The sequence below is a fragment of the Bradyrhizobium sp. Ghvi genome (assembly GCF_900115265.1).
In the GTDB taxonomy this organism is placed as follows: domain Bacteria; phylum Pseudomonadota; class Alphaproteobacteria; order Rhizobiales; family Xanthobacteraceae; genus Bradyrhizobium.
Map to the genome: position 1 here is coordinate 1 of NZ_FOVU01000001.1, position 16636 is coordinate 16636.

Here is a 16636-nt window from a genome sequence, read left to right on the forward strand (position 1 = left end):
ACCTTGGGCTCGATGCCTTCGAGCATGGCGACTTCCCGCAAGGGAATGCCGAGCTTCTCGTAGGTCTTCAAAATCTCCGGGTCGATCTCGTCGAGCGAGCTGACCGTCTTCTTCGGCTTCGGCGCCGCGTAGTAATAGAGATCCTGGAAGTCGATCTTGGGATAGTCGACGCGCGCCCAGGTCGGCTCACGCATGGTCAGCCAGCGCCGATAGGCCTCCAGCCGCCACTGCAGCATCCAGTCCGGTTCATTCTTCTTCTGCGAGATGAACTTAACGATCTCTTCCGACAGCCCCTTGGGAGCCTTCTCGGAGTCGATCAGGGTCTCAAACCCATAACGATACTGGTCGACGTCGATGCGCTTCACGCGCTCGACCGTCTCTTGTACCGCTACCATTGCCCGCTCCACTGGCGCAACGACAACTTCCGGCGGCGAGGATTCCGCCGCAATTTATCCAAGCGGATCGCGCAAATCGCCGGCAATTCGGGGCCAGCGAGTGAGACAAACAGAAGACGAATCCAATGGGCGGCGGCTGTCGATAGCCTCTTCATCATGTTTCGGGCCGGAGCTCCTCTCATCGGCTACTCAGCTATGCCTGCACGCACGTATCGGGCACCGGGCAAACGGCGGCGCATTGCGGCGCGTCAAAGTGCCCCTCACATTCGGTACACTGGCTCGGATTGATCACATATATATCGTTCTTCAGGCTGATCGCGGCGTTGGGACATTCGAACTCACATGCACCGCAGACGGTGCACTGGGATGCGATTATCTTGTAAGCCATCACTGCGATTCCATGAGCGAAAGTTGCGGGACAGTTTCTTGCTTTCAAGTCTCGTGCCAGCCAGTTTACCGCGATTTTGCCTAAGCTATTTTCGACAACGCAAGTCGCCGCCTCGACACGGTGTCGCAAATCCTACAACGCGGATGACAGTCGCTTGAGCTCGATGCCGTGGTTTGCGCATGGTCGATCTCACGGCAGTCAGCGATCAGGTGAACCGCGTTCGCTAGCCTCCGGGAACGATCTGCGATTCTTCCTGGCCCCTGTCGCGGCAATGATGGATGCGCCGCGTGACTTCAAAACGTTCTCCGCCGGTGTGTCAGGTCGACCCCGAGCCGCATCTTGATGGTTCCACTCACCGGGAGAGCGGCGGCTTCGGCGACAGCACCACAAAAAACAACCCGCACACTCATCGCCGGCTGGCGTCTCCTCAGCCAGTCAGAAAGAGTCGCGGCGATCGCGCCAGACAAAGTCGCTCCCGTGATCGCGGTTCCCCAGCGGACCCGCGGAACGCATTCTCGGTTCCCTTGGATTACCTGGCAAATCCAGGATCCAAATGCTGCACGGACTGAAAGTACATTGTCTCGCATCGTGCGGGGACCGAAGCTAGGCGTTCGTCTGGTGATCGTGCGCTGCGCTCCGCGTTCGAAATAAATGCCGGCGCCGGTCAGCAGATCGATGGAGCCGAAAAAAAGCCACCCCGAAGGGTGGCCTAAGTCAGGGAGGAAATGCCCCTAAGGGCCTCTGGGATCAGGCCGCAGCCTGTTCGATCGGTGAGAAGGGCAGCCCAAGGCTTTCGGCCACCGCTTCGTAAGTTAGCCGGCCCCGATGGACGTTGAGGCCTGCGCGCAAATGCGGATTATCGAGCACGGCGGAAAAGCCCTTGTTGGCCAGAGCCAAACCAAACGGCAGCGTCGCGTTATTCAGTGCCTGGCTCGAGGTCAGCGGCACGGCTCCGGGCATATTGGCCACGCAATAATGAATGATGCCCTCCACCTCGTAAGTAGGATCAGCGTGAGTGGTTGGGTGAGATGTCTCAAAGCAGCCGCCCTGATCGATAGCGACGTCCACGAGCACCGCCCTCTTGCGCATCGAGCTCAGCATGCTCCGGCGGACCAGCTTGGGCGCGCTCGCACCTGGAACGAGCACCGCACCAATCACCACATCCGCCGCAAATACCTCTTCCTCCACGGAGTTGATAGTCGAAAACCTGGTGCGAACGCGTCCTTCGAATAGCTCGTCCAACTCGCGGAGCCGGAGTATCGAACGGTCGATGATGGTCACCTCTGCGCCGAGACCAACCGCCATGCGCGCCGCGTGCGTACCGACGACGCCACCTCCGATCACCACGATACGGGCAGGCTGAACACCGGGCACCCCACCGATCAACAGCCCTCGTCCGCCTGCACTCCGCTTCAGGGCGCTACCCGCCGCTTCGATCGCAAGCCTACCCGCGACCTCGCTCATCGGCGCGAGCAGCGGAAGACCACCATGCGCATCAGTTACGGTCTCATACGCGATCGCAGTGCATCCGGATTTCAGGAGGCCCTTGGCCTGATCCAGGTCGGGGGCCAGATGCAGATAGGTGAACAGGATCTGATTTTCCCGCAGCTGACCCCATTCGGACGGCTGTGGTTCCTTAACCTTTACGATCATCTCGCTCGATGCGAATACATCAGCTGCGGAAGTTAGAATCGTTCCGCCAACATTGCGGTAATCGTCATCGGTTGCACCGATGCCAGCGCCGGCATTGGTCTCGATCATCACCCGGTGGCCTGCTGCCACATATTCGCGGACAGCTCCCGGGGTAAGGCCCACGCGATATTCGTGCGCCTTGATTTCCTTGGGGACTCCGACCTTCATTTGAAAACTCCCTGCCTGAAGCGCCTTTCTAATGGGAAGCGAGCAGCGATATTGCGACACAGCCATCAAAATGGCGCAGAAATTCAACGATATTTGACAAGCTTCGCAGGATTCCAAAGCCACGGGGTGCCGAGCGGATCGCGTGACCATGCTCACAGAGCTTAACGGTCAAAAACTGCGCGATGGCGATGAAACGTTTCGAATTGTGTTCTCGGCTCGTGGACAAGCTAACAACTCAAATTCAGCACGCCTGAAGAGCGAAGTTGCAGTCTGCCGGTTGGGCAGATTGCCCATAGAAGGGGTCGTTTCCAGACCTAAAGGGTGATGGTGATTGCTCATGACCATTGATCATAAATTTGGCTTCCAAAAGATGGATGATGCGCAGCCTGTTCAACAGATCCGAGGCAATTGTTCGCCCCACGACCAGTCGAGGAGTCGTGGACCACCGAAACCGGTCGCCATCTGCATAAATTTCCGATTGTCAGCCACCGCTTCGCCAATATCAGCTGCGCCGGACCCGAGCGGGTGCGCCTTCATGGCTGCAAGCACGGCATCGGCCAAATCAGGCGCGACGATCGCAACGAGCTTGCCTTCGTTGGCGACATGGATCTGATCCAGTCCACGGAGTTCACAGATAGCCGCGCCCGCCGGCTTCACCGGAATAGATGTTTCCTGCAGACGGAACCCGAGCTCGGATTGATGCGCAATCTCGTTGAGGGTCGCGGCAAGCCCACCGCGCGTGGGGTCGCGCATCCATGGATGCCGGCTACCTCCGGCGGCAACCATGAGCGCTACGAGGTTATGCAACGCTGCGGAATCCGAGAGCCCTCGGTTTGAAATGGGAGGTTCTGACGTTTTGACATGATCGCCACCCCATGATCGCCGAGGCTACCGGCCACAAGCACACGGTCCCCGACCCTTGCCTTGTCGGCGGAGAGATCGAGCCCATCGGCCACAATCCCGATCCGGTCGTAGAGATGAACAGACCATCCGCCTTGCCTCGCTCGACGACCTTGGTGTCTCCGGCAATGATGTGAACGCCAGCCGTGCGCGCTGCCGTGCCCATGGAATCCGCGATCGCCTTCAGATCCGAAAACGGGAAGCCCTCTCGATGAGAAAACCGGCCGACAGATAGAGAGGACGCACGCCGGAAACGCGACATCATTGATCGTGCCGTGCACAGGCAATGACCCGATATTGCCGCCGGGAAAGAACAGCGGCGAGACCACATAGCCATCGGTCGTCATCACCATCCTGCCTGCCGCAACTCAAACGCCGACTGATCGTTGCAGCGGGCGAGCCATTCATTGCCAAAGGCTTGGTGACGTGCCATAGCACGGCCGCGGGATCCGTGGGAAAGATCAACGCCTCCATTCTCGATGTCGAGCTTGCGTTGATAGCCCTTTACTCTCATGACGTTCGCCTCAACGGTTCAATTTGCGCGTAAGCCCGTTTCAGCTTCAGTCCACTGTTGGGCACAAGTCCGAGCCCACGCCATTCAAACTGCTCGCGCAGTTCGAATACCTGCAATACCCCGTCTTTGGCGCGCCGATTGCCTTCACGCGTCACCGCGCGACTGTACTGGTTCTCCACGTCGTGGCGACCTTCGTTCACCTGCCGCACCAGCATTACGATCGCCTTTAACACATCGAGGGGTTCAAATCCCACGATCACGATCGGCTTGCCACATTGTTCTGCCAGGAGGCTCTTAAGGCTGCGTACCGATACCGGACTGCCCTCCAGTCTTTATCAGACTTGCCGATTGCGACAAATGAGGCGTTAAAGCCGCTGATAGCCGCTACTGCGCAAGCAGCAAGAGAAACCGCAATGTGAGCGGCGATGCGCAGACTGCCTTTTTAGGCCTGATCAATCCGACCTGCCTTTGATCCCAAGCGGCTCGCCGCAGGGCATCGCTGCAGGAGCGAGAGCCTGGACGTCCAAAGCTATCGGAGGAGCGTTCATCGCGCCAGTCGATCGATAGCCATGCGCGATCGTCTTGGCGCATCGCGACACCAACCCGCTTGCAAGAGCTTCTTCGTCATAGCGGAGGTAATCTCGTTAGTGAAGCACTGGCGTCCGGCCAACGCGGATAGCAGGTGACGCCTCCGGCTTTCAGTCGACATCGACCCGTACGAGCAGCACTGTCTGCCGACTACCCAAAACGGTTCGCCGAGCCTTTCGGCGGAAAGCGCATTATCGGATTATTGCAGCATAGACGATATACTGGACTTGTTCGCGGTAATACTTCCGGATTTCTCCGGGCGCTGCCGTTCCGACCACCACGACGAGACGCTCCTTTGGGTCGCAGAAAAATTGTGTCCCGTAGGCGCCAGTCCAGGAGAACTCACCTGGATTGCCCGGAACCGCCGAAAGACCCTCGTTTGTTCGTACAGCCACTCCGAGTCCGAAGCCGAAGCCGCCACGGTGAGCCTCCACATTGGCGACCTTATTTTTGATCTGTGCCCCGAGGTGGTCGGAGATCATGTGGCGCACCGTCTTCGGACCGAGAATGCGCTGCCCATCGAGCTCCCCGCCGTTGAGCAGCATTTGTCCAAAGCGCACGTAGTCACCGACTGTCGCAAATGCGCAGGCTCCGCCGCAGTCAAACTTCGACGGACTTTCGAGGAGGTCAATGGCTTGTGGCTTTCCCGTCAGCGGGTCGCCTGGAAATGGATGCGCGAGACGCTCGCGTTGTGACTCCGACAACTGGAAAGTGGCATCCTCCATTCCGATGGGCTTCCACAGATTGCTGGCAAGATAGTGGCCCAATCGCTGTTCGCTGACCTGTTCCACGACAGCTCCCAGCACATCGGTCGAAAAGCCGTATTCGAATTCCGTCCCCGGTTGGTGCGCTAGTGGTAGCTTGGTAATGGCTTCGATGAACGCCTGCTTATCGCCCCTTAGTGGCGGAGCGGCGAAATCGGGATAGAGACGCGCCACTTGGTCTAAGCTGTCGGGGGGCGCGCCATAGGTGAGCCCAGACGTGTGGCGATATAAATCGTGGATGTAGATCGGAGAACTCTGCGCTTGAAATTCTAATGAGCCATCATGCTGTGGCACTCCCACCTTCATGTTCGCGAATTCCGGGTAGTAATCCGTGAGCCTGGCCTGTAGAGGCAGCCGACCTTGCTCCATGAGGATAAGCCCCGCAACGGCCACCATCGGCTTGGTCATAGACGCAAGCGCGAACATCGCGTCGAGCCGCATCGACTTTCCTTTTGCAGGATCGAGTTGCCCGTACGCCTTGTAGTGAATCAGCTTGCCGTCTCTACCGATTGCAACCACCGCCCCCGGCACGCGTCGATTCGCGATTTCGCGAGCGAAGAACTCGTCTAGCTTGGAGAGGCGCTGCTCAGAAACGCCGAGGTCATCGGCCCTCGCTTCGGGCAGAGGCGCGGAGTGCACCGCATTGAAGCCGATTCCAGCAGCCCCAGCGGCCATGACAACCTTGTTCATCGTAGCCTCGCAACGATTAATGGACCCGGCTTGCAATACTGCTGCTGGGTCGTGATCGGATTTGTCCGGCCGGCAGGGCCTAAGACGGTTCGGTGCGTCTCCTGGCACAGCGTCTGTCGATGAGGGCTAAGGTGAAGATTGCCGCAAAGGCGAACATCACCATACCGCCGGCAATCACACTCGCCTCGTGCCAGCGCGATGCTTGGACGTAGTCTACAACGTACGCTGACAGCACCTTGGTGCGCCCAGGAATGTTGCCGCCGATCATCATCACCACGCCGAATGTGCCGATCGTATGAGAAAAGCCAACCACCGCGGCTTTAACAAACTCCAATCGCGCCAGCGGTCCGCTGATGGTGATGAAGGCATACAACCACGAAACGCGCCTCGTAGTTTCTAACGGACTATCGCCTATCGCAACAAAGGCGTTACGGATCGGCTGCATCACCAAGGGCAGTGCCGAGACGACCGATCCGACCACGATTCCTGCGAAAGTAAAAGCGAGCGTGCGCTCGCCCCACAAAGAGGCGAGAACGCCACCCGGTCCGCTGGGGCCGAGCAAAATGAGGACGCAAAAACCGAGAGCCGTCGGCGGTAGCACCAGCGGCAGCACGACCATCGTCGCCACCGCCTCGCTCAAAAGAGTCTTTGAGCGCGTTAACCACCAAGCCAGGGGCACACTGATGACAAGGAGGATCACGGTCGTCACGCTGGCGAGCTCAATCGTGAGCGCAACGGATTGCGCAATCTCTGCCGAAAAGACATCCATGTGCGTCAGCCCAACACTGAAAGCATGTCGCCTTACCGGTCCAGTGACCGCATACGCGTTCGGCTCGCCGAGGTATGTGGCGCGGATCGAACCTTAGCCGCGCCGCACTTCGTGGCGGCCGCCACATTCACGCGCATCATTTCTGCGAGCAAGAGCAGCATCGCAAGTCTCATCGGCAACTCCCGTGACAGGGCCGCTTCCATCCATCTGACCGCGGCACCTCTTCGTTGGTCATCAGCAATTCCTGTGCCTCGTGCGAACTGTGGCGCGCTCCATGTGCACGTGGAGAAATTCGCATAGACGTCGAGGTCGCAGTGGCATGGACCAAACGCTATGTCAGATTTCTGGCATCTTTGTTGCCGAGCAGACAGCGACAGCCGCGCAACGAAACGGCAGAATTTGACGCCGCCAGAGACGCCTATTTGGTCTGGCGGTGGCTCAAACGCCGCCCACGCCGCGCCGGTAGTGGAACGGATCGCAGCAAACCTGCGCTTTGGCCAGCGACGCGAGCGATCCAGCTGAGTAATCATCGTAACGCCGCACCGAATGCGACTCCTTAGCACAGGCCTGGAGGCAAATGCCCCGTGCACGAACGAGCTTTGCCGCTAGCGAGAAGGCAGTGCATCGGTTCAAGATTATTGCTGCGCATTCGAATTTCCTAAGCCAGGCTTTCATCGCGTGGATGAGTACAATCCAAACTGTCAATTTTACCAATGTCACCTACTGTTGCATCCATCTCAGCGGTCGGCGCATATCGATCACGCTCGGGCTTCCATCCCGAGACGGGACTCCGCTAATGCAACCATCCGATTAAGCTAGGCCTCACGCTGCAACTTTTTGTGCGACCTAGTGAAAGTGGGCCGAGCACTCAACCGGTGCTGCCCGGAGACAGACGGTTTGTCCGAGACCACTCATTCGAGCGCACTTTGGGCATCTGGTGCAGATCTTGCTTAACGAGAAGGATAACGCAACAAACGCCTGCCTTTAGAACGACGCGCCGGCTCTCGGAACCGTCCTTCAATCGGACACGGCCAAAATGACGAATCTCGTATGACGCTGTCGTCTCTCAACGACGCGGCGAATCACATTCGAGCATATTCGGGAAGGAAGCGTCATGACCACCATGGCAACTGCGGCGCCCGCGCGCGAGTCGCAAGCTTGGTATAAGATTCTCTACGTGCAGGTGCTGATCGCGATCTTGATTGGCGCCATAGTCGGTTGCCTATGGCCGTCTGTCGCGACCAATGACTGGGTCAAGGCGCTCGGTGACGGGTTCATCAAGCTCATCAAGATGGTGATCGCGCCGATTATTTTCTGTACCGTCACATCCGGTATTGCGCATATTCAGGATGCAAAGAAAGTCGGGCGCGTCGGCGTCAAGGCGCTGATCTATTTCGAGATCGTGTCCAGCTTTGCCCTGCTCTTGGGCCTTCTTATGGGCAATCTGGTCCAAATCGGCCATGGGCTTGCAGTCAAGCCGGATGCTGCGGCCGTCGCCAATTACGTCAAGCAGGCGGAAGCCTCGAAGACCGTCGATTTCTTTCTCAACATCATTCCCGATACCGTGGTCGGCGCCTTCGCTCGCGGCGATGTTCTGCAGGTTCTCCTGTTCGCGATCCTATTCGGCTTTTCGCTGATGGCGTTGGGAGACCGTGGGGAGCGGCTGCGAGGCATGATTGACGACGTCGTGCACGCGGTGTTCGGCGTAATCGCTATCATCATGAAAGCGGCCCCGGTCGGCGCCTTCGGTGCCATGGCCTTCACTATCGGCAAGTTCGGGCCGGCAGCACTCGGCAATTTGATCGGTCTAATCGCATTGTTTTACGCGACGGCGGCGTTGTTTATCGTGGTGGTACTCGGTTTGATCGCGCGCCTCGTCGGCTTTTCAATCTTCAAGTTCATTGTGTATATCAAGGACGAGATCCTGATCGTGCTCGGCACATCGTCCTCCGAAAGCGCGCTACCGCAATTAATGGAGAAGCTCGAAGGACTGGGCTGCTCCAAACCCGTGGTCGGCCTGGTGGTGCCAACTGGTTACTCCTTCAACCTCGACGGCACAAATATCTATATGACGCTTGCGACATTGTTCATTGCCCAGGCACTCGGGGTCGATCTCACCTTTGGCCAGCAGCTCACGATCCTGCTCGTGGCAATGCTAACGTCGAAGGGAGCAAGCGGCGTCACCGGCGCGGGCTTCATCACGCTTGCTGCGACGTTGTCGGTAGTCAACCCAGCGCTGGTGCCGGGCATGGCAATCGTGTTTTCGATCGACAAATTCATGAGCGAGGTGCGGGCCCTTACAAACATCACCGGCAATGGCATCGCCGCCGTATTCGTATCCTGGTGGGAAGACGAGCTCGAGCACGCGACGCTGCAGGCGCGGCTCAACCAGCCCACTGCTTCCACCAATATTGACACACGATGAGATATGCCTCGTATTCCCGCCGCCATTCGAGGACGCACTGAATGCAAGTGCAGCCACATCTCTCGTTGTTCGAATCGGCGCGGCCGACTTGAGACGAGCCCAAACTTTCACGCGCGATCTCGAGCGCGCGGCCCTTGCCCCGCGTCGCCCCCCGGCAGCCGCCCTGAAAACATGTCAGCCGAGCAAAAGAGTGGGAGCTTTTGAAGCGTCATCTCAAGCGTGTCTTGCGCCTTCGAGCTCCCGGCCATCTGAACGCTTGCCGTGCCAGATAAACAGGCCTGCGTCAGAACGTGTCCAGCCTGAAGGACCTAGGTGCTGCTCCGCGTACAATTGTCCCTGTGCGCGCTCATTGCGCTTGCCTCGTCCGACCGACGACGTCGGTAGCGATCTTGCTGACGCAGCTCGTCATCCCTTGTCACGGTCCGCGCTGCCGCATGAGATCGCGATGGTGTGATCAGCGCTGAATATATGGCACCTCGGCGGAGCCGCGGCTCGCACAAGGCTAGTATCGGTGCGGCGTCGCTGCACGCGCCCGATTCCGGCCAACCACTCGGAGACAAGTCCTTCGCACCTAGGCGTGATGGCCCCAGGGCATACAAAGCAGTCGCGCAACTTCGCCTTTATGTCTCGACACACGACCGTTGCGCTTTCTTCCGCATGATCGATCGTACCTGCGCGATGAGCGGTCCGGTAGCTTGTCTTTGGTCTTTCCGGTTCGACCAGGCGGCCCTGATTGTTCCGGCTCAACTCTTGACTGAACTGCAGCCGTTGTCCTCATACGGCTGGCGTAAGGGAGTTGTCCTCGGCACCAGCCTCGAGCACCTGTCCTGAGTAATTGGCTGCAGACATCTAAGCTTCGATCTCAGGCGTGTTCAGCACGCCATATTGAAAGGTTTAGGACAACTATACGTAGGTCTGTGATGCATTTTTTCCCCGCGCGTGCTTTGTTCGGCACGAAGGAATTGATCTCGGAAGCGCTCGCCAGCGAGTGCTGCGCCGAGTATTGCCCTATTTTTGCCTAAAATGTTATAGCTCTCCGCCGGAGAACAGGCCGGACGGTACCAAAATGCGTAGCCAAACCAGCAGCTTAGAACGCTCAGCCCTTCAATCTACCTTCGGCAGCATAACGCTCGCCGTGGTAACACTGGCCTGCTTGTACCTTCACGCGCATTTCGCCGCGATGGCGTTCGCCTATTTGTTAGTAGTCTTGCTGTTTTCCTTGATGGGCAGTTTCATCGCGTCGTCCGCCCTCGTGATAGTAGCTATCGCCGCTCTCGCTTACTACTTTGCGCAGCCGGCATTCAGCCTGCGAGTCGATGCCCCCCAAGATCTGCCGGTAGTTGTTGCATTTTTTATTGTCTCGATTGTGGGAGCACACCTGGTCGGAAAGCTCCGCCAGGAAAGAGAGGCTGCGCGTGTGATTGCGGCCAAGCTCCAGCGGAGTGCGGCCGATTTGGAGGATGGCGAAAGACGGTGGCGCGCCATCTTCGAGCACAATCCGGCCATGTACCTTATGGTCGATGAAGCCGGCACTATCCTCAACGTCAATACATTCGGCGCGACACAACTCGGCTATGCTCGTGCTGAACTGATCGGGCAATCCATGCTCGACGTATTTCTCGAGGAGGATCGCGCGTTCGCTCGGGAATGCGTTGGGAAGTGCCTCGAGCATGTCGGACAAACGCGCACTTGGGATGCCCAGAAGGTCAGGAAGGACGGCTCTGTCTTGTGGGTACGGGAAAACGCCAAAGCCATGCTGTGGGCCGATGAGCGACCCATTGTCCTTATCGCCTGCGAAGATATCACCGAGCGAAGGCGGACCGAGCTTGCCCTGCAGCGGAGCGAAGCACATTTGGCCCAGGCGCAGGAGTTGAGTCACACAGGCAGCTTCAGCTGGAACATCACTACGGGCGAGGCCTTCTGGTCAAAAGAGACATTTCGAATTTTCCAATTAGATCCTGACACAGTGCCGCCGGGGCCGCAGCTCGTCGTAGAGCGCACTCATCCAGATGATAGGGCTTCGGTTAAAGAAATTATCGATTGCGCGATGCGCGACCCGCGCGATTTCGAGCACGAATACCGGCTTCTGCTACCGGACGGCTCTGTAAAGCACATCCATGCGCACGCACGAGCGACGAGAACAGCCTCTGGTGACATCGAGTTTGTTGGGGCAGCTACGGATATTACGGCGGCCAGGCGAGCAGAACAACAGCTGCGGCGCAGCGAGGCCTATCTGGCCGAAGCCCAGCATCTCAGTCACACCGGCAGTTGGTCCTGGGATGTCTACGGTCTAGATTTCATATATCGCTCCGCCGAGGTCGATCGTCTGTTTGGCTTTAGCCCAAAACAGCCGGTATCGATCGACACCATTCGATCGCGCATCCATCCGGACGACTTGCCGCGGCTACAGGAGGTGCAGCGTCAGGCGATTGAACACAAGGAGGGACAGTTCGAATATGATTTTCGTATCCTTCTACCAGAGGGCGGGATAAGACGCATACACTCCGTTGCGCACGTGGTGGTCGGCAGCGATGGCAACGTCAGCGAGCTGATCGGTACACATATGGATGTCACCGAGCAACACGCAGCTAGGGAGCGCCTGGAAAACACACTTGCCGCGCTGCGCGAAAGCGAACAGCGTTTTCGCGACTACGCCGAGACAGCTTCCGACTGGCTCTGGGAGACTGGGCCGGATCATCAGGTCACTCGCTTATCCGAGCACACCAGCGCTGCGGGAATTTTGGCGACAGGATTGATGGGCCTGCTCCGCTGGGAGATTGCGTGCGATCTCGAAGAGGAGCCCGAGAAGTGGCGGCAGCATCGGGCGACGTTGGAGGCCCATCTTCCGTTTCGGGATCTGGTCTACCGCACCGTGAATCGGACAGGTTCTCCGATCTACGTCCGCACGAGTGGCAAGCCTTTTTTCGATGGAAAGGGCAATTTCCTCGGCTACCGTGGCGTCAGCACTGACATCACCGCGACCATTCGCGCCGATCAAGCCGAACAAGAGCTACGAAAGGCACAAGCGGAGCTTGCGCATGTAACGCGTGTAACGACCTTAGGAGAGCTGACAACTTCCATCGCTCACGAAATAAACCAGCCGCTCGCCGCTATTATCAGCAACGCCGATGCGTGCCTCGGTTGGATGGGGCGGGAAGCTCCTGATCTTTCCGCTGCGCGCTCTTCCGTGGAGTGGATCATCGAAGACGCAATCCGGGCAAGCGAGGTGATCCGTCGTATTCGCGCGCTCGCGAAGAAAGGCGACATTGAGATGGTGCCGCTCGACATCAATGAGGTCGTTAAGGAGGCCATTGCGCTGGTAACACGAGAGCTGGTGAGCCACCGAGTGATGTTACGAACCGAGTTGACGGCAGGGCTGCCTACGATTCTCGGCGATCGGATTCAGCTACAACAGGTGATTATCAATCTGGTGATGAACGGTATCGAAGCCATGGACGCAGTTACCGATCGGACGCGCGAACTGCTGATTCAATCGTCAAGGGGCGATGCGGGGCACGTCCAGCTTGCCGTGACCGATTGCGGCGTCGGCATCGCTGAGAAGGACGCGGACCGCGTCTTGGATCCTTTCTTCACCACCAAATCGAGTGGCCTTGGAATGGGTCTTTCGATCTGCCGGTCGATCGTGGAAGCTCACGGAGGACGGTTGTCAATGGTCCACAAAAATGAACCGGGCGCGACCTTCCAGTTTGCCCTGCCGCTACATAAGGAGGCTGTCTCGTGACAGGACGATTTGACTTGCCAGGTGAAGGCAGCAATGCCGAGGCCTCGACAAAGGCGATCGTCTTCGTCGTCGAGGATGACATCTCCATGCGTCGCTCGCTTACGAACCTTTTTCAATCGGTAGGGTTAGACGTCATTGCATTCGGATCGGCCCGCGAAATGCTGCAGAGCGCAATTCCGGACGTTATTAGCTGTCTAGTTCTCGATGTTCGGCTGCCAGGCTTGAGCGGCCTTGATTATCAGACCGAGCTAGCGAGGTTGAACATACATATTCCGATTATTTTCATTACCGGGCATGGCGACATTCCCATGACCGTCAGGGCCATGAAGGAAGGAGCGGTCGATTTTCTCAGCAAACCGTTTCGCGACCAGGAACTGCTTGATGCCGTGGTTGCGGCGACCGAACGCGATCGCAAAAGACGAGAGACTCAGCAGACGGTCGCGAACCTGCAGGCTCTGTTTGAGACCTTAAGCCCGCGCGAGCAGGCAGTGATGAAACTGGTCGCTGCCGGCCTGATGAACAAGCAGATAGCCGCCGAGCTTGGGCTTGCCGAGATTACGGTCAAGATCTACCGCGGACATGCAATGAAAAAGATGCGTGCACGGTCGCTGGCCGACTTGATCAGAATGACTGAGACGCTCGGAATTCGCGCCAATCGTCCTGAGCAAACCCAAGTATGATTTTACAATTTCGTCACTCGAGCCCACTTATCGCCAAAGGTGGCTAATGCTTACAGCCGCTATTCCCGCGTCAGGAGGGCTCGTCTTGTCCACGCCGTTGATTTCCGTCGTTGACGACGACGCCTCAGTCCGTGTGGCGACAAAAAATCTTTTGAGATCGCGTGGCTACACCGCCCAAATATTTGCGTCGGCCGAGGAACTCCTGAGGTCCCCGCAATTGAGCCAGATATCCTGTGTCATTACTGATGTGCAGATGTCAGGCATGAGCGGCCTGGAGCTGTTGGCAGAGATGCGGACCCGTGGTTACGAGGCACCATTCATTTTCATTACGGCTTTCCCCAACGACCGCGTGCGCGCTTCAGCGCTGGGCGCCGGAGCGATTGGCTTCCTCGCCAAACCCTTTGCCGGACAAGCGTTAATCGAGTACCTCGACACCGCACTGAACGCGTATGAGGGCTGAGGTGGCATGTGATCTAAATCAATCTGAGTAGATGTCCGATCGAAATGCTCCGATCCAGCGACAGCCGACCCGCCCGTATAGCAGGATCGATCAGCCTTGCGGCGACGCGGGATTTAGCACGATTGCCAAATCCCGTTAAGCGCCCAGCGATCGCATCGGGTTCGTAACGCTGTGCCGCAGACCTGGTTGGCCTGAAGAACCGCCGTCTCATTCTGGGCACGGGAATTGCTGTCCCGCTCCTCGAACGACTGCTGTCAACGCATGTCTGAAGGGCATGCACTGCCCCGGGGACGATTGCTTGGGATTAGCAGTCCAGTGTGTCCGATCGCGCGTTTGGGCAACCGAGAGCCGACTTGGATCTCCCAATTGGCCGCCATGCCCACTCGTCCGACCGTTTGGCTCGGACGAGAGGAAAGTAACGCTCGCTCCCATTGGCGTTGCTCGGTTGACGATGATGACGCAAGCAGGACCGACTCTGCTCATGGAGTGGAGCGTCTATGACTGACCTGATGCCTGGATCGTTCTTCTTCTGAGCTCGCCCACCCATTAACGGTCGCAATGCTCCGATTTAAGACTGCAGCCTCATTCGACAGTCACCGATTTTGCCAGATTACGCGGCTGATCCACGTCCGCGCCCCTTACGAGGGCGGTATGGTAAGCCAAGAGCTGAACCGGAATGGCATAGACCATCGGCGTAAAGCTTGCGACCATCTCCGGCAGCACAATAGTCATGAGAGTGTCCATCGTCGCTTCCAAAGCACCCTTCGGATCCGTGATCAGGATGATCTTGCCGCCCCGAGCCGCAACTTCTTGCATATTCGAGACGGTCTTCTCGAACACCTCGTCATAAGGCGCGATCACCACGACAGGCATGGCCTCATCTATCAGCGCGATCGGTCCGTGCTTGAGCTCGCCGGCGGCATAACCTTCTGAGTGGATATAAGCAATTTCCTTCAGCTTGAGTGCCCCCTCCAACGCCAGGGGGGCCGACGTGCCACGGCCGAGATAGAGCACGTCCCTTGTGTCGGCGATATGACGCGCAAGCTTCTCGATCTGCGGCTCGGTCAACAGCGCCGCGGCAATCAACCGGGGCACTTCGATAAGCTCGCCCACAAGCTTCGATTCATCGATCTCAGACAGGTTATTACGCTCTTTGCCTGCTGCGATGGCAAGGGCGGCCAATACCATCAGCTGACAGATGAATGCCTTGGTGGAAGCAACGCCAATTTCTGGCCCCGCCAGCGTCGGCAGAACGGATTCGCTCTCCCGCGCAATCGTCGACGTCGGGACGTTGACCACAGATATCGTGTGCACGCCCTGATCCTTGGCGTATCGCAGCGCAGCCAACGTGTCAGCGGTTTCGCCCGACTGCGAGATGACGATCGCGAGATCACCCCGGCGCAAAGGCGCCTCTCTGTAGCGGAACTCGGACGCTACATCGATCTCGACAGGCAAGCGCGCCAGCCGCTCGAACCAGTATTTGGCGATGTGTCCGGCATAGCTTGCAGTGCCGCACGCGGTAATTGAGATGCGCTGAATGGAGTTAAAGTCGAACGGCAATGTGAGCGGCAGGGCCACGCGCTTGGCGGCCGTGTCAAGGTAATGCGCCAATGTCTTGCCGGCCACTGTCGGCTGCTCATGGATTTCCTTCGCCATGAAGTGGCGATAATTCGCTTTGTCTACAAGGAGTGACGATACGCCAGATTTTGATGTTTCCCGCTGGACCACAAATCCGTCTGCGCTATAAATCACGCACATCGTGCGCGTGAGCACAGCCCAGTCGCCGTCCTCAAGATAGGTGATGGTGTCGGTCAAAGGCGCGAGCGCGATCGCATCCGATCCTAGATACACTTCGCCGTTACCATGTCCAATAGCGAGGGGCGACCCCTTACGCGCACCGATCAAAAGGTCGTCGTGGGCCTTGAAAAGGAATGCCAGTGCGAAGGCACCCCGCAGCCGCGGCAGCGACGCTTGTACCGCATCCTGCGGCGAGTGGCCCTTCTTAAGATAAGATTCGACGAGATGCGCCACCACCTCCGTGTCTGTCTCTGAGTTAAAATGGGCCCCATTCCGTTCCAGTTCGGCTCGCAGCTCGCGGAAATTCTCAATGATCCCGTTATGAACGACCGCGACATTCTCCGTGGCATGCGGGTGAGCATTGCTCTCGGTGGGTTTTCCATGTGTCGCCCAGCGGGTATGACCGATGCCGGTATGACCCGACGGAGGATGATAGCGCAGCTGCTCCTCAAGGTTTCTCAGCTTACCTTCAGCGCGGCGGCGCTCGATACGGAGACCTTCGAGAGTCGCGAGGCCTGCCGAGTCGTAGCCGCGATATTCCAATCGCTTGAGCGACGCGACCAACTGCCCAACGACGGGACCACGCCCCAGAATGCCAACAATTCCACACATGTCGATCAATGCAGCCCAAGTTTAAGGATTCCGATGTCCCCCTACAGGAACC

The 16636-nt window shown here is 58.0% G+C and carries 9 protein-coding genes and 3 pseudogenes; 4 read left to right on the plus strand and 8 right to left on the minus strand.

All coding sequences use genetic code 11. The annotated features are described in order from the left end of the window. The 7 genes and pseudogenes from BM374_RS00005 to BM374_RS00035 all read right to left on the minus strand — a co-directional run. A pseudogene (locus tag BM374_RS00005) lies at positions 1 to 395 on the minus strand (Fe-S cluster assembly protein SufB); the annotation flags it as partial. Between the two features lie 193 nt (positions 396 to 588). Further along, positions 589 to 783 (minus strand): 4Fe-4S dicluster domain-containing protein, encoded by a 195-nt coding sequence (locus BM374_RS00010; RefSeq protein WP_092288569.1) that lies wholly within the window; start codon positions 781 to 783, stop codon positions 589 to 591. Positions 784 to 1530: 747 nt separating this feature from the next. Beyond that, entirely contained in the window at positions 1531 to 2643 is a 1113-nt protein-coding gene (ald, locus tag BM374_RS00015; RefSeq protein WP_092288570.1) for an alanine dehydrogenase, read from the minus strand. Positions 2644 to 3033: 390 nt separating this feature from the next. Next, positions 3034 to 4057, minus strand: a pseudogene (hypE, locus tag BM374_RS00020) (hydrogenase expression/formation protein HypE). 17 nt (positions 4058 to 4074) lie between these two features. Beyond that, positions 4075 to 4344 (minus strand): annotated as a pseudogene (locus BM374_RS00025) (hydrogenase formation protein HypD); the annotation flags it as partial. A 492-nt stretch (positions 4345 to 4836) separates the two neighbouring features. Beyond that, a complete protein-coding gene (locus tag BM374_RS00030) occupies positions 4837 to 6099 on the minus strand; it encodes a serine hydrolase domain-containing protein (RefSeq protein ID WP_092288571.1) in 1263 nt (420 codons plus the stop codon). A 79-nt stretch (positions 6100 to 6178) separates the two neighbouring features. Next, the gene (locus BM374_RS00035) at positions 6179 to 6868 is read right to left on the minus strand and encodes a molybdate ABC transporter permease subunit (RefSeq protein WP_177248008.1); all 690 of its coding nucleotides are present in this window, start codon (positions 6866 to 6868) and stop codon (positions 6179 to 6181) included. Between the two features lie 1114 nt (positions 6869 to 7982). Between BM374_RS00035 and dctA the strand changes: the two genes are divergently transcribed. The 4 genes from dctA to BM374_RS00055 all read left to right on the plus strand — a co-directional run bounded on the left by dctA (position 7983) and on the right by BM374_RS00055 (position 14175). After that, positions 7983 to 9293, plus strand: coding sequence for a C4-dicarboxylate transporter DctA (dctA, locus tag BM374_RS00040; RefSeq protein WP_092288572.1), 1311 nt, complete (start codon positions 7983 to 7985; stop codon positions 9291 to 9293). Between the two features lie 1066 nt (positions 9294 to 10359). Next, positions 10360 to 13035: a PAS domain S-box protein gene (locus tag BM374_RS00045; protein ID WP_092288573.1), complete on the plus strand. Its 2676-nt coding sequence runs from the start codon at positions 10360 to 10362 to the stop codon at positions 13033 to 13035. Next, positions 13032 to 13715 (plus strand): response regulator transcription factor, encoded by a 684-nt coding sequence (locus tag BM374_RS00050; RefSeq protein WP_092288574.1) that lies wholly within the window; start codon positions 13032 to 13034, stop codon positions 13713 to 13715. The genes BM374_RS00045 and BM374_RS00050 overlap by 4 nt, the downstream gene beginning before the upstream one ends. A gap of 46 nt (positions 13716 to 13761) precedes the next feature. Continuing rightward, on the plus strand, positions 13762 to 14175 hold the full coding sequence (locus BM374_RS00055; RefSeq protein ID WP_092288575.1) for a response regulator transcription factor: 414 nt from the start codon (positions 13762 to 13764) through the stop codon (positions 14173 to 14175). A 582-nt stretch (positions 14176 to 14757) separates the two neighbouring features. Here the strand turns inward: BM374_RS00055 and glmS are convergent. Continuing rightward, positions 14758 to 16584 carry a glutamine--fructose-6-phosphate transaminase (isomerizing) gene (glmS, locus tag BM374_RS00060; protein ID WP_092288576.1) on the minus strand — a complete coding sequence of 609 codons (1827 nt, stop codon included), beginning with the start codon at positions 16582 to 16584 and terminating at the stop codon, positions 14758 to 14760. Positions 16585 to 16636 lie beyond the last annotated feature (52 nt).